Below are 14,177 nucleotides of genomic sequence, written 5' to 3' on the forward strand. Positions count from 1 at the left end.
TATTGTCAGCCTGGGGTCTCGATCAGCTTGACCCAGTGCGGCAGCACCTTGAGCCGCGCTGCAGTCAACTTGAGACACACCAGCAAGGGCACTGCGATCAGTACACCTACAACGCCCCACACCCAGCCCCAACCAATAAGCCACAGCATGAGGATGAGCGGATTCAGGCGCATATGCCGACCAAGCACCATAGGCGTAACAAATTGCGCTTCGAGCAAATTGATGGCAAAAAAGATGACCACTGGCAGCAGCGCCATCAGAGCCGGCCCGTATTGCACCACACCCGCCAAACAGAGCACCGCCATCGCAATGATAGGGCCGATATAGGGCGCAAAGTTTAATAGCGCGACCATGACGCCCCATAGCAAGGCATCCTCGACGCTGGCCGCCCAAAGTGCAAGCCCGGTTATCACGCCTAGCGCCGTGTTGATGACGCTCACTGTCAGAATGTAGCGCGACAGCTCATGCTGAACATCTGCCAATAGCTCATTTGCCGCTTCCTGATCCCGAATCTGTGGAAAGACGGTAATGAAATTGCTGTAAAGCAATGGCCCAAACACCAGCATAAAAATGACCAGAATAATAAAGGTCACGAACTGGGCCAGTACTACAGGCGTAGCACCCAACAACTGCACCATCAGTTCGACGCCACCCTGCATTACGCGATCGGAAACCGCGCTATCGGAGGACCGCTCTGGAGCCGGCGCGGGTACGCGTGCAGTCGGTTGTTCGTCCTGCTCATCGTTACGAAACCAGCCGAACAACCTGAAGCTTTCTTTCTCCTGCACTTCGATTGCCTGCGGACGATGAGCCTCTACCTTGGATGGCGACAGTTTCTCGCTGAACTCATCCAGCTCGTCCGTTAACTGCGCAGACAACTCTGGTATCCGCGTCGCCCATTTCTCCGCGGGCTCAGCCAGTTGCACGCCCAGCAGGGTAAAGGGTACGCCAATCAACGCCAGCAGGAGCAACGCCGAGAGCACACGAGGAACGTGAAATCGTTTAAACACGCCAACCAACGGGCTCAACAGCAACGCGAATAACGCTGCCACCACCACCGGCAGGAACAAGGTTTTGGCAAAATACATGGTGTACATAACAGCCAGCGCCAGCAGCCAATAGAGCGCCATCTGGATGGGCGGCACTTTCTTGCGTGGCCCGGTTATTTCTTCAATTTCATTTTGCGGAGCGTCCTGCTCCAGTCCGCTCATTCGCCGGCCCCAAAGTTACGCCCAAGATTGAACGCGTTTTGCGCCAGCGGGAATAAGCGAACACCCGTCATGCCCAGAGTGTAGGTACTGCCGATGCCCAGCCGATTAGCGAGCACACCAGCCAGAGCACCGCTACCCAGCAGCCAGGCAGGATTGATGCATCCCAGCGTGTGCTGCGCGTGTTGCGATACCAGGCTAATGACTTCAGCGCGCAGACCGAGCTGTCGGTCGAGGCTATCAATTTTCTCAATCAGTTGTCGGCGGCTCACCTTGCACTCCTTGCAACAAACGTTTCGCGTGCGCTTGGGTTCGACGGAAGCCAAGCTGCCGACGATAGCGCGTTGCCATGAATGAGAGAGCTCCGGCCAACAGCAGCTGTAATAGCGTAAAGGTGACCAGACCCCAGGTTACGGAAGCAGAGGCGTCGTAAACCAGCCACGCCGCCAATACGCCCAGTGATACCCAGGAAAGCAGTAGCACCGGAAGTAAGGCAATACTTACCAACAAAAGACGCCGGGCATCGCCCAGCGTCAATTGCAGTTCCAGCTTGAACAAGTTTGCAAGCTCACCGCCAGCCGCCATCGAGTGCTTGAACATCGCTGTCAGCTGCTGCAGGAGTTCCTGCAACGATGCGTCCTGCATATGATCCTGGCTGGCAGTTTTATCCTGCGCTTCTTGCTGCTCTTCAGCGGCTGGTTCTGCGCTCATTTGCGCGACATTACCTGAGAGATAACAAAGCCTGCAACAAAGGCGATGCCCAAGGTAGCCAGCGGCTTCTCACGCATGTAAGAGGTTGCCTGGCTGCCGAGCATTTCGGCTTTCTCACGACCTTTCAGCATTTGCTCTACAGCATCATGCTTCAGATCTACGCCAGCGGATTCAGCGGCCGATTTAAAGTGGCTCTTTGCTTCCAACAGCTTCTCATAAGCCTCGGCTACAGCCTCCTTGCTTGCCGCGAGTTCCTTTTCCTTGCTGGTGGTAGTCGCTGCGGTATTTGAAGTCGCCATGGTCGTTCTCCTTGTTAGTACAAACTGGAATTGGATAACCCTGTTAAGACCATCCGCTGACATCCAGACTCAGCCTGATACAACAGTTCAGCATGCACCATAGACCGACCCGAAGCCAGTCATGCACACACCTTATCAGCTACCATTCGCAGCGGCGAAATCCGCGCTTTGGCCTTTACCCGCCACTGATAAAAAATCAACCTGAGGCTAGATGTACATGCACGGGTGACAAGCTGTGCCAGACTATCTGACGAACAACTTGATCACCGCACAGAGAATATGACCGGATACCGGCAGACGAGTTCAGCTTTTAACTTGGCGGCCGGGTTCGACACAGCCAAAGAAACACAGGACACAAGTATGAAAACCGCTACTGAGTTTGACATCATCGTTTACGGAGCCACCGGCTATACCGGGCGACTGGTCGCAGAATATCTGAGCCAGGAATACGCCAATGATGGCCAGTTACGCTGGGCCATGGCCGGTCGCAGCCAAGCCAAACTCGAAGCCGTGCGTGATGAGATTGGCGCACCGGCGAATACGCCGCTGGTAGTAGCGGACACCGAAGATGCCGCCAGCCTGAAAGCAATGGCAGAGCGTACCAAGGTAATTCTCACTACCGTCGGCCCGTATCAGCTATACGGCTCCGAACTGGTTGCCGTTTGCGCCGCTACCGGGACTGATTATGTTGACCTCTGCGGTGAGCCGGCGTGGATGCGCCAGATGATCGATGCGCATGGCGAAGCAGCCAAGCAGAGCGGCGCACGCATCGTCTTTTCCTGCGGCTTCGACTCCATCCCCTTCGATCTGGGTGTCTACTTCCTGCAACAGGCCGCAAAGAAACAACTGGGTAAGGCCCTCCCTCGCGTCAAGGGACGCGTCCGCAAGATGAAGGGCACTTTTTCTGGCGGCACTGCAGCCAGTCTGAAAGCCACCCTGATCGCCGCCAAGCAGAATCCGGAAATATACCAACTGCTCGGTAATCACTTTGCCTTGACACCTGGCTTCACCGGTCCAGCGCAACCACCAGCGGCCAAGCCCGAATTTGACGAGTCGCTGGGCAGTTGGGCTGCGCCTTTCATCATGGCCGCGATCAATACCCGCAATGTGCACCGCTCCAACGCCCTGCTGGGCCACGCCTATGGCGAAGACTTTGTGTATGACGAAATGCTGCTGACCGGCCCAGGCGAGCAAGGTGAGCAAATCGCCAATGCCGTCGCTGGCGACAAGTCCCTATCCGGCGATTCCGCGCCCAAGCCCGGTGAAGGCCCAAGCAAGGAAGAGCGTGAGAACGGTTTTTACGATGTACTGTTCATCGGCGAAGACGGTGCGGGTAAAACCTTGCTGGCCAGCGTTTCCGGTAAGCGCGACCCAGGTTATGGCTCTACCTCACGCATGATTGCAGAAAGTGCCATCTGCCTGGTACGCGATGCAACCGATACCGCCGGCGGTATCTGGACGACCGCACCGGCAATGGGCGACAAGTTGATCAAGCGCCTGCAGGAGCACGCTGGCCTGACCTTCAAACTGGAATCCTGATCCAGCCGAGCGGAGGATTCCTTCAGGGAGCCCTCCGCTCACACCTCAAGGCTCGCCAGCCAACCAATCCAGCCGATAACTCCCCTCCCCCGACTGCGCTAACGTCCGCGCCAGCCAAGGCAGCACCTGCTCAAGCTCCTCCCATATCGGCCAGGGCGGATTGACCAGAATAAGTCCTGACCCATTCAACCCCATCTGGTTATCGGCCGGTCGAATATTCAACTCAACTCGCAACGCCTTGGGCAAACCGGCATCAGCGATTTGCTGGTAGAAGTCGCGCAACAGTCGTTGATCCTTGATGGGATACCAAAGCGCGATAATCGTTTGTCGCATCCGTTGAATAGCAATTTGCAGAGCACTGATGCACCGCTGCAATTCATCAGGCTGCTCGAACGGCGGATCAAGTAGCCAGAGCGCGCGTTTCTCGGCCACCGGCAGAAATGCCTTGGGCAACTGATAGCCATCACGCTGATGCACGGCCACCTGCTCCTGATCCGCAAAATACTGTTTGAGCGTCTCCGCATCCACCGGATGCAGTTCGCTAAGAATCATCCGGTCTTGCGGGCGCAGCAGGTCGGCAATTAACTGGGGAGAACCGGGGTAGTAACGCAGCTCATCAGCAGTGTTATGACCTGCTACGGCAGCACGAAAATCATTCAGCCACAGGGGCAAGTCATCACGCTGCCAAAGCCGCCCGATGCCATCCTGATACTCGCCCGTCTTACCGGCGGTTTCACCCTGTAAGTCATAAAAGGCGGTACCCGCGTGACTATCCAGGTAGCACAGCGGCGTATCCTTGCGCTGCATAAGCTCGAGCAGTCGGCGCAGGAGCGCGTGCTTGAGGACATCGGCGTGGTTACCGGCGTGGTAGCTGTGACGGTAGTTCATGGGTATTCCCGCGTAAGAGCATAATGTAAAGCGCGCATTCTAACAGGCTGTCAGGCTTTTTTGCCCAGCCGCTCTGCTCCGCCCGCCAGCCGAGTCCAGGCTGAAAACGAGAACGCTCCTATCGTCATAGCCAGGCTATGGCTGGGTCTGGATTGGCGACGATTGAGCAAACAAGTTGAGCAAACAAAGGGTATCAAGGTAATTAGCATATGCTTTAACATCTTTCGCACGATACCAACAACGCTGCAACCGCCAGCCCTACCTGAGCCACTCTCCCCGTGAAAAAACCCGTTAAGCTTGTGTGCCTGCTGTTACTGCTGTCTTTTTCCCTGCCTAGCTACGCGTTGCAGATTTTCGTTAAAACACTGACCGACAAGATCATCTCGCTGGAAGTAGAGGCGAACGACTCTATCGAAAACGTCAAAGCCAAGATCCAGGACAAGGAGGGAATCGACCCGGCTGATCAGAACCTGGTCTTTGCGGGCAAGCTGCTGGAGGACGGTAAGACACTGGCCGACTACAATATCCAGAAAGAAGTGACGCTATATTTGCGCCGAGCAACGCTGCTTACCCCAACGACGCTGCAAAGTCTGACCGAGCAAACGCGACTATTGCAGGCAGCAGTCACCCGAGCGGGACTGGTACTGCACGGCAGCCATGACAACCCACTGGATATGCGTGCTGAGCCTGGCAGCGACTCCTGCCTATGGGCGTCAGGCGACTGGGCTGCGGACAACCATGAGCAGCGGGACGGCTCGATCAAACTCGCAGAAATCGGCGGTTGCTGGGTTATCGACGATAACCGCACGCAAGTCGGTTTGGGGCTGGGCAAGTCCTGGAGCGATCAGAAGACTGTCTTCAACGGATCACAGGAACAGACGGGGCAATACGCGGTGCTGGAACTGATTACACCCGTATCCGGCCTTGGCGCCAATGCGTGGGGCACAGTAACCGCTTATTACAGCGATGCTGACCTCAAGATCAAGCGCGGTTATCTGACCGGTGAAGAGCGCGACCGCTCGCTGGGTAAAACCGATGCTGCAACCTGGGCGCTGCGCGTGCGCACCGACTGGGAGCGCGCAGGCGTAGTAGCGGGCGCAGCGATCTCGCCTTTTGTTGACCTGTCGCATATCAACAGCGAGATGGACGGCTACACGGAGCGCTCAGGCGCCGCACCCGCCGCTTTTGATGATAGCGATCTATCCACCTCGGAAGGCCGTGTTGGGGTTAATGCGCTCAAGCCGATCAGCCCGGTCTTCAGCCTGACGTCAGGACTGGAAGCAGTGCACCGATTCAACCAATCGAGCTCGACTATAACCGGCGCATTGAACGGCAGCGAGCAATTCAGCGTCAAGGCTGATAGCGAAAAACGCAGCTGGCTGAAGGCATCCGTGGGCGGTATCTGGACCCTGTCACCGCTCAAGTTTATTGTCAGCGCCAGCGCCACCAGCGAAGGACAGGAACCGGACGCCTGGCTGGCGGCGCATGTTGTAGGCTCATTTTAACGGTCTGCCAACGAGAGTCAGCGGCGCTCAGCTCTGCTGACTCTGAGGCGTAACCCGTAACACTTCCTCGATGGTCGTCAAGCCGGACGCTACTTTCTGCGCCCCCGACAACCGCAGACTGTGCATACCTTCTTTATAAGCCTGACGACGCAAAGCGCCCAGATCGGTATCAGCGTGAATCAATGATTTGATGCCCTCACTAATGGGCATCAGTTCATATACGCCCGCGCGTCCACGGTAGCCTGTCTCCCGGCACTCCACACAGCCTACAGGCTGCTGGGCCTGGGTCGGGACGGGGGCATTCCAGGGCTTGGTGAGATCGACCCAGCCCTCTTCGTCCACCGTGATGGGAGCCTTGCAGTGCGGGCAAAGTGTGCGCACCAAGCGCTGCGCCATCACTCCCAGCACCGTCGCCTTGATCAGATAGGCAGGCACACCCAGCTCAATCAAACGGCTTACCGCGCTGGGCGCATCGTTGGTGTGCAGGGTAGACAGCACCAGGTGCCCGGTCAGTGCTGCCTGAATTGCCATCTCGGCGGTTTCCAGGTCGCGAATCTCACCGATCATGATGATGTCCGGGTCCTGGCGCATCAGCGCCCGCACTGCGTTGGCAAAGTTCAGATCAATATTGTGCTGTACCTGCATCTGGTTGAAGCTGTCCTCAACCATTTCAATCGGGTCTTCCACGGTACAGACGTTGACTTCGGGTGTGGCCAACTGTTTGAGGGTGGTATAGAGCGTTGTCGTCTTGCCCGAGCCGGTGGGACCGGTCACCAACACAATACCGTTGGGCTGCGACACCATACTCTGCCAACGACGTTGATCTTCGCTGGAAAACCCCAACTGATCAAAGGTGCGCAGCAAAACGTCCGGGTCGAAGATACGCATCACCATCTTCTCGCCAAAGGCGGTAGGCAAGGTTGATAGGCGTAGCTCAATCTCGTTGCCCTTAGGCGACTTGGTCTTGATACGGCCGTCTTGCGGCTTACGCTTCTCGGCCACATTCATTCGGCCCAGAGTTTTCAGGCGACTAACCACAGCAACCGTCACTTGAATAGGGAACTGATACACCGTGTGCAGCACACCATCAATGCGCAGACGAACACTGCCAGTATCTCGGCGCGGCTCGACATGAATATCACTGGCGCGCTGCTCGAACGCATACTGAAATAGCCAGTCGACAATATTCACCACGTGGGCATCATTGGCGTCCGGCTCCTGACTCATGCTGCCCAGATTCAGCAGCTGTTCAAAGTTACCGATGCCGCTTATTTTCTGATCGCCCGCATTAGCGCCGGTGACCGAACGAGCCAGCCGATAAAACTCTACCGTATAGCGTTGCAGATCCGCAGGATTGGCCACCACGCGCTTGATGTCGCGGCGCAGCACATGACGCAGATTGTCCTCCCAGGCGCTGACAAAAGGCTGCGCACTGGCAATAACGGCTTCTTTCTCGTTTACATCCACCGCAAGAATCTTGTGCCGCTGGGCGAACGCAAACGACATCAGCGGCGTTACCGCCGATACATTGATCTTGAGCGGGTCAATGCGAAAGAAAGGCTGATCGGTTTCAACCGCCAACCAGCGACTCAGCGTATCCAGATCCAGCTTCTTACCGGGGCGCGTAAGATCAGCCACCTCTTGCGCCGCGATAAACTGCAGCGGATGTAGCTTGGCGGTATCACCGGAACCTGAGCGCCTGAGCGTCACCAGGTGGTCAACCGTTTCAGGGTCGATCTTCCCTTGCGCCGCCAACACGTTGAGGAAATCACCCAAATCCAATGGGCGATCACTACCAGGTATCGCCAGATCCGCCAAACGCTTCATACCGCCTCTCCCTTGTTACCAGGCTGTCCCTGCCCCGTCCGACCTAGCGGCCAGTCCTGTTATGACTTTTACTGATTCAGCTCACGCCAGGCATTCAACTTGCGGACCCGCTGTCCCTGCTTGCGCAGCGCTGCCAGCAATAGCTCGCGTTGCTCATCATCTATCTGCGGATATTGCTCCAACAAGGCGTGCAGCTTGTTCAACTCGCCAAACAAACGATCCGGTTCGGAGACATCGAGAAAGGAGCGGAAGTTGCCCAGCATCAGCTGCAAGCGACCTAGTCGTGGCAGTTGATCCAGCCACTCATGGACCTGATGGTCGGTATCATTGTGATGCGGCACCCGCAGCTCTTGAATCTCCTTGCCGACCGCGCCAAGCATCCAGCGAGACAGCGGCAGCGCGGCAATACGGTCACCGCGTGGTGGCCGCTTGGTCTGCCAGCGTTTATCCAGCAGCCAGAGCGCCAGCTCGACAAACAACTGCCCCCAGGCAGGGTCTGCCAACTGCTGGTCAAACACTTCGCTGGCTTGCTTGCGCGCAGCTTCACCTTCAACATCGTCAGCCCAGCCCGCGAGCACCAGCGGCTGAAACCTCTCGAGAAGTTGGTCCAGCGGCACAATGAAAGGCTGTGCAGATGAGCGTGGCAAGGCGAGATCGAACACGCCGAAACAGGCACGCAAGGCAGCCAGGTTGGTCGTCATCTCGCGGAACAACTTCCACTGACGGGCAAAGCGGTATTGCTCGGCCAGCCGCTGCACGCGTCCCAATAGTTGAGTAATCAAGCCTTCAATCACAGCATCGACGCTCGAGTCGGGCTGCCATTTTGGCGCGTCCAGGCGCAGCGCGTAACTGCTCTGGTCAAACAGCCGATAGCCACGCTCAGCCTTGCTGATATCGCATGGCATCAGCACCTGATCGCGACACAGCTCCAGTGCCAGTTCCAGCAGCGCCTGCGGCGAACCGGAGCGCACCTCGAGCTCAAGCTCACTTATCGGCTCTACGCTGTCGCCAGCGGAAACCTCACCCTGATCCAGCGCCGCCTCGATTTCCACCTGTTCGCCATCACGCTCCCAGCGCAGCAGTGCGCGGGTACGCTGAAAGTCTGTGGTGAAAACCGGCTGTAACGCAGATTTGTCGAGCTCTGCCAGCGAGGCCGGCCAGCAACTGTCATCCAGCAATGTGAAGTCCAGCTCAAGCTTTTGCAGGTTCCAGTCCCACTCGTTACGCTCGGACAGCCCCGCTACGCTCTGGCCGCGGCTTTTCAGCGTCTGGATGATGGCATCACCATCACGGCGCAAGCGCAGCGCCACCTTGGCCGCAGCCAGGTCTCGGTTCGCGGTGTCGTAATACTGGTTATAAAGGGTGCCGGTTTGCCAGTCATCAACCAGACGGCTTTTAACCAGCGGGTGTTCACGCAGTGCGGTCAGTACGTCGGCACTGGCGCGCAATTTAATTTCGGTTTCTTTACCCATCGGATTTCTCTGCCATACCGCCGCCTCAGGGGCAAGCGGTAAAAATGTGTTCTTTTCATGTCAATCAGATGACGATCAGGCATGCAGGACCTATACTTTGCGGCCTAAACTCCCGCTGGAGGCGCTATGCCTAACAACCCATTTCTCAGCCTGTTCGGTCGCTCCCCCATAAAGCCGATGCAGCAGCACATTGCCAAGGCACATGAGTGTGCAGCGCAGCTGCTGCCCTTTATTGAGGCGGTCATCGCCAACGACTGGACCGAAGCCGAGCGCGTACAGCAACACATCGCTCAGCTAGAACGGGACGCCGACAAACTCAAAAAGGATGTCCGCGTCAATCTGCCCAAAAGTCTGTTCCTGCCGGTGCCTCGTTCGGACCTGCTGGAACTGCTCAGTGTACAGGACAAAGTCGCCAACCGCGCCAAGGATATCGCCGGCCTGATGCTGGGTCGCAAGATGATGATTCCGGTCCCGCTAAGCGGTTCATTCAAAGCCTTCGTTCAACGCTCTATCGATGCTGCAGCTCAGGCATTAACGGCCATGAACGAACTTGACGAACTGCTGGAAACCGGATTTTCAGGCCGTGAAGTTACGCTGGTAGAACGTATGATCGAGGAACTCGACAGCATCGAGCACGACACCGACAACATGCAGATCAAGCTGCGCTCGGAGCTGTACAAACTGGAAAAGGACCTGTCACCAGTAGACGTGATGTTTTTGTATCAGATCATCGAATGGATTGGTGATGTCGCCGACCGTGCTCAGCGCGTAGGCAACCGCCTGGAATTGCTGATGGCCCGCTAAGGGCCGGCTGAACCATGCACCCAATAGAGTATTAAGAATATGACGCTGATTGCAGAGTACGGCACTGTCCTGCTCATTCTGGCCTGCCTCTTCGGCTTTTTTATGGCCTGGGGGGTAGGCGCTAACGACGTGGCTAACGCCATGGGCACTTCGGTTGGTTCCCGCGCGCTAACCATCAAACAGGCGATTGTGATCGCCATGGTATTCGAGTTTCTTGGCGCTTATCTGGCCGGCGGCTCGGTTACCCAAACTATTCGCAGCGGCATCCTTGATGCTGACCTGATCAGCCCGGACCAGATGATCTTCGGCATGCTGGCCGCTCTGCTCGCAGCCGGAACCTGGCTGCTGATCGCATCCATCAAGGGCTGGCCAGTTTCCACCACTCACTCCATCATTGGTGCCGTTATCGGTTTTGGTGCAGTCGGTGTATCCATGGACGCAGTCCATTGGGGCGGCGTAATCCCCATTGTGTCCAGCTGGGTAATTTCTCCCCTGCTGTCCGGGACAGTTGCATTCCTTATCTTCATGAGCGTTCACAAGCTGATCCTGGACACTGAAGACCCCTTCACCAACGCCAAGCGTTACGTCCCTTACTACATGTTTGCGGTCGGTTTTATCGTCACTATTGTCACCCTGACCAAAGGCCTCAAGCACGTTGGCCTACATCTGAGTGGCTGGCAAAGTCTGGGCCTGGCACTACTGTTTGGTGCCATCATCTGCGCCATCGGCATCATGCTGCTCAGACGCATCAAGCCTGACCCTGTCGCGGACAAGAGCTTTCACTTTGCCAGCGTGGAAAAGGTCTTTGCCATCCTGATGATCTTTACCGCTTGCGCCATGGCCTTTGCGCACGGCTCCAATGATGTCGCCAATGCAGTAGGTCCGCTGGCCGCTATCGTTGGCGTGCTTAGCTCAGGCGGCGATATCGTGGATAAATCAGTCGTGCCTGGCTGGGTATTGCTGCTCGGCGGCGTCGGCATAGTAGTCGGCCTGGCCACCTACGGTTATCGTGTGATTGCGACCATCGGCCAGCACATCACCGAGCTGACCCCCAGCCGCGGCTTCGCTGCCGAACTGGCGACGGCTACCACTGTAGTAGGTGCCTCCAGCATTGGCCTGCCGATCTCCACCACTCACACCCTGGTGGGCGCGGTACTTGGCGTAGGTATGGCGCGCGGCATCGGTGCGTTGAACCTGCGCGTGATCGGTACCATCTTCAGCTCCTGGGTAGTCACCCTGCCTGCTGGCGCCGTACTTTCCATCATCTACTTCTTTACCCTTTCCGCCATTTTCAGCTGACGAACGGCTATGGGCGGCGTAAGCTGAACACCACTGTTCGCATACGCCGCCCGGAGTTTCCATGGCTTTGCCCTCGCTGAAAGCGCAATTCGACGCCCTGCTCAAACTACCTTCTATCAGCTGCACCCAGGACGATATGGATCAATCCAATCTGCCCGTGGTGCATTTACTGGCCAGTTGGCTCGGCGACCTGGGCTTTGCCTGCGAAATCCAACCAATTCCGGGGGAAGCTGGCAAGGCTAACCTGATTGCCACCCTCGGCAGTGGTCCCGGCGGCCTGGTAATGGCTGGTCATACCGATACCGTGCCCTGCAACCCGGAACGCTGGCAGCACGACCCGTTCAAGCTGACCGAGCAGGATGGCCGCTGGTACGGGCTGGGCAGCTGTGACATGAAGGGCTTTTTTCCGCTGATTATTGAAGCGGTACGTAGCTATGTGGATCAGCCTTTCAAGCAGCCACTGATCGTACTCGCGACCGCCGACGAGGAGAGCTCCATGAGCGGCGCCCGCGCGCTGGTCGCCAGCGGCCTGCCAAAAGCTCGGCACGCGGTGATTGGCGAGCCTACCGGTCTCAAGCCAATCCGTGTACACAAGGGCATCATGATGGAGCGGATCGACATTACCGGTCAGGCCGGCCACTCCTCGGACCCGGCGCTGGGCAACAATGCAATGGAAGCCATGCATAGCGTCATCAGCGAACTGATGACGCTGCGTAGCGGCTGGCAGAAGCGCTGGAACAACCCGCTGTTCGGCGTACCGACGCCTACGTTGAATCTCGGCTGCATTCATGGTGGCGACAACCCCAACCGCATTTGCGCCAAATGCGCTCTGGAGTTTGATATCCGCCCGTTGCCGGGTATGGACCCGGATGCCCTGCGCGCCGACATCCAGGCCCGGCTGGACCTGATTGCCGCCGAGCGTCAGGTCGAGATTGTCTACTCACCTCTGTTTCCCGGGGTGCCGCCCTTGAATACCGCCGCCGACGCACCGCTGGTCAAAGCGTGCGAAGCCCTGACCGGGCACAGTGCTGGCAGCGTAGCCTTTGCTACTGAAGGCCCGTACCTTAATCAGATGGGGATGCAGACGCTGATTCTCGGCCCGGGCGACATTGACCAGGCACACCAGCCGGACGAATTTCTAGCCATGGATCGCCTTAACCCGACCGTCGATATTTTGCGCCAGTTGATCAAACAATTTTGCCTGCAGTAGCAGGACCGGCGACAGAGGACTTGAAGCTGGCAGCGTAAAACCCTTTTAATAGATCTTTTGCATGGAAATGCCGCGAATGCACGATTACGTCAATTGGTTCCGCCACTCGACGCCCTACATCAACTTGCACCGGGACTGCACTTTCGTGCTCATGCTGCCCGGCGAAGGCCTGGCGCACCCCAACTTCAGCAATATCGTCCACGACATCATGCTGCTCAACAGCCTGGACGTGCGACTCGTGCTGGTACATGGTTCGCGCCCACAGATTGAAGAACGCTTGAGCGCTCGCGGCATCACTTCGCGCTATCACAATGACCTGCGCATCACCGACATAGATACCCTGACCTGTGTAACCGAAGCGGTTGGAGCGCTGCGCATCGCAATCGAGGCACAACTGTGCACGCAGCAACAGGGTGCGCATCTGCGAGTGACCGGCGGCAACATGGTGACCGCCAAGCCGATTGGCGTGGTCGATGGCGTCGACTTTCATCACACCGGCGAAGTACGCCGCATAGATCGCAAAGCCATCAGCCGCCACCTGGATGAGCACGACATAGTGCTGCTCTCCAGCCTCGGCTACTCGCCCACTGGCGAGGTGTTCAACCTGGCCTGTGAAGATGTCGCCACCAGCGTGGCCGCCGCGCTGGGCGCCGACAAGCTGATTCTGTTTGGCGAAGACGCTGGCATCAAGGACGAAAACGGGCTACTACTGCGCGAGCTGAAGCCGACCCGCGCAGCACCACTGCTCAATAGTCTAGGCAATTCGCTACCGGGCAACCTGCTGCGCGCAGCCTGTAAGGCATGCAACGCCGGCGTGCGGCGCTCGCATATTGTCAGCTTTGCCGAAGATGGCGCGATGCTGAATGAGCTATTCACCCGCGACGGCAGCGGCACGCTGGTGGCGCAGGAAGCCTTTGAGCAGATCCGCTCGGCCACCATTGAAGATGTTGGCGGCCTGATCGACCTGCTGCGCCCACTGGAAGACGCCGGTATTTTGGTACGCCGCTCGCGCGAAGTGCTGGAAACCGAGATCAGCCAGTTTGCTCTGGTCGAACGTGATGGCACCATCATCGGCTGCGCGGCGCTTTATCCGCTGGAAGGGTCAACGTCAGCCGAGTTGGCCTGCGTAGCCATTGACCCCAACTATCGTCAGGGTGGCCGCGGCGACCAGTTGCTGCAGCACATTGAATCGCAGGCCCGCAGCCTGAAGATCGACACCCTGTTCGTGCTCACCACGCGCACTGCGCACTGGTTCCGCGAGCGGGGCTTTGTGCCCAGCAGCGTGGAGCGTTTGCCCGCCAAAAGAGCAGAGCTGTACAACTACCAACGCAACTCCAAGGTGTTTGAGAAAGCACTTTAGCGCAGGCAGCACAAGACAAAACCCCAGGCCACCCAGGCAGGGAGACAACACACTG

The 14,177-nt window shown here is 57.5% G+C and carries 13 protein-coding genes; 6 read left to right on the top strand and 7 right to left on the bottom strand.

What is annotated here, in order from left to right; genetic code table 11:
- Nucleotides 1-5: 5 nt before the first annotated feature.
- From H4J77_RS01105 to H4J77_RS01120, 4 genes are read right to left on the bottom strand one after another with little or no spacing between them, the layout of a single operon-like run.
- On the bottom strand, nt 6-1,211 hold the full coding sequence (locus tag H4J77_RS01105; protein ID WP_220469195.1) for an AI-2E family transporter: 1,206 nt from the start codon (nt 1,209-1,211) through the stop codon (nt 6-8).
- Nucleotides 1,208-1,480 (bottom strand): hypothetical protein, encoded by a 273-nt coding sequence (locus H4J77_RS01110; RefSeq protein ID WP_123888419.1) that lies wholly within the window; start codon nt 1,478-1,480, stop codon nt 1,208-1,210. The genes H4J77_RS01105 and H4J77_RS01110 overlap by 4 nt, the downstream gene beginning before the upstream one ends.
- The gene (locus H4J77_RS01115) at nt 1,458-1,919 is read right to left on the bottom strand and encodes a hypothetical protein (RefSeq protein ID WP_123888418.1); all 462 of its coding nucleotides are present in this window, start codon (nt 1,917-1,919) and stop codon (nt 1,458-1,460) included. Before H4J77_RS01115 ends, H4J77_RS01110 begins: the two co-directional genes overlap by 23 nt.
- Nucleotides 1,916-2,218 carry a hypothetical protein gene (locus H4J77_RS01120; protein ID WP_123888417.1) on the bottom strand — a complete coding sequence of 101 codons (303 nt, stop codon included), beginning with the start codon at nt 2,216-2,218 and terminating at the stop codon, nt 1,916-1,918. Before H4J77_RS01120 ends, H4J77_RS01115 begins: the two co-directional genes overlap by 4 nt.
- 360 nt (nt 2,219-2,578) lie before the next feature.
- Here H4J77_RS01120 and H4J77_RS01125 point away from each other — a divergent pair, with 360 nt between their 5' ends.
- A complete protein-coding gene (locus H4J77_RS01125; RefSeq protein WP_123888416.1) occupies nt 2,579-3,757 on the top strand; it encodes a trans-acting enoyl reductase family protein in 1,179 nt (392 codons plus the stop codon).
- A gap of 45 nt (nt 3,758-3,802) precedes the next feature.
- Here H4J77_RS01125 and H4J77_RS01130 read toward each other — a convergent pair whose 3' ends face one another.
- Nucleotides 3,803-4,645: a 23S rRNA (adenine(2030)-N(6))-methyltransferase RlmJ gene (locus H4J77_RS01130; protein ID WP_123888415.1), complete on the bottom strand. Its 843-nt coding sequence runs from the start codon at nt 4,643-4,645 to the stop codon at nt 3,803-3,805.
- A gap of 278 nt (nt 4,646-4,923) precedes the next feature.
- On the opposite strand from H4J77_RS01130, the gene H4J77_RS01135 reads away from it, so the two are divergent.
- Entirely contained in the window at nt 4,924-6,150 is a 1,227-nt protein-coding gene (locus tag H4J77_RS01135) for a ubiquitin-like protein (protein ID WP_182246670.1), read from the top strand.
- A 27-nt stretch (nt 6,151-6,177) separates the two neighbouring features.
- Here H4J77_RS01135 and H4J77_RS01140 read toward each other — a convergent pair whose 3' ends face one another.
- On the bottom strand, nt 6,178-7,977 hold the full coding sequence (locus H4J77_RS01140) for a GspE/PulE family protein (protein WP_123888413.1): 1,800 nt from the start codon (nt 7,975-7,977) through the stop codon (nt 6,178-6,180).
- A gap of 68 nt (nt 7,978-8,045) precedes the next feature.
- Nucleotides 8,046-9,449 (bottom strand): inorganic triphosphatase, encoded by a 1,404-nt coding sequence (locus tag H4J77_RS01145; protein ID WP_182246672.1) that lies wholly within the window; start codon nt 9,447-9,449, stop codon nt 8,046-8,048.
- Between the two features lie 126 nt (nt 9,450-9,575).
- On the opposite strand from H4J77_RS01145, the gene H4J77_RS01150 reads away from it, so the two are divergent.
- The 4 genes from H4J77_RS01150 (at nt 9,576) to argA (ending at nt 14,122) form a co-directional block, all read left to right on the top strand.
- Nucleotides 9,576-10,253 (top strand): TIGR00153 family protein, encoded by a 678-nt coding sequence (locus H4J77_RS01150; RefSeq protein ID WP_182246674.1) that lies wholly within the window; start codon nt 9,576-9,578, stop codon nt 10,251-10,253.
- Between the two features lie 39 nt (nt 10,254-10,292).
- Nucleotides 10,293-11,552 (top strand): inorganic phosphate transporter, encoded by a 1,260-nt coding sequence (locus tag H4J77_RS01155; RefSeq protein WP_123888410.1) that lies wholly within the window; start codon nt 10,293-10,295, stop codon nt 11,550-11,552.
- Nucleotides 11,553-11,613: 61 nt separating this feature from the next.
- Entirely contained in the window at nt 11,614-12,762 is a 1,149-nt protein-coding gene (argE, locus tag H4J77_RS01160; RefSeq protein WP_182246676.1) for an acetylornithine deacetylase, read from the top strand.
- A gap of 76 nt (nt 12,763-12,838) precedes the next feature.
- On the top strand, nt 12,839-14,122 hold the full coding sequence (argA, locus tag H4J77_RS01165) for an amino-acid N-acetyltransferase (RefSeq protein ID WP_123888516.1): 1,284 nt from the start codon (nt 12,839-12,841) through the stop codon (nt 14,120-14,122).
- Nucleotides 14,123-14,177 lie beyond the last annotated feature (55 nt).

The organism is Pseudomonas sp. 5Ae-yellow (assembly GCF_014077575.1).
GTDB classification, from domain to species: Bacteria; Pseudomonadota; Gammaproteobacteria; order Pseudomonadales; family Pseudomonadaceae; genus Halopseudomonas; species Halopseudomonas neustonica.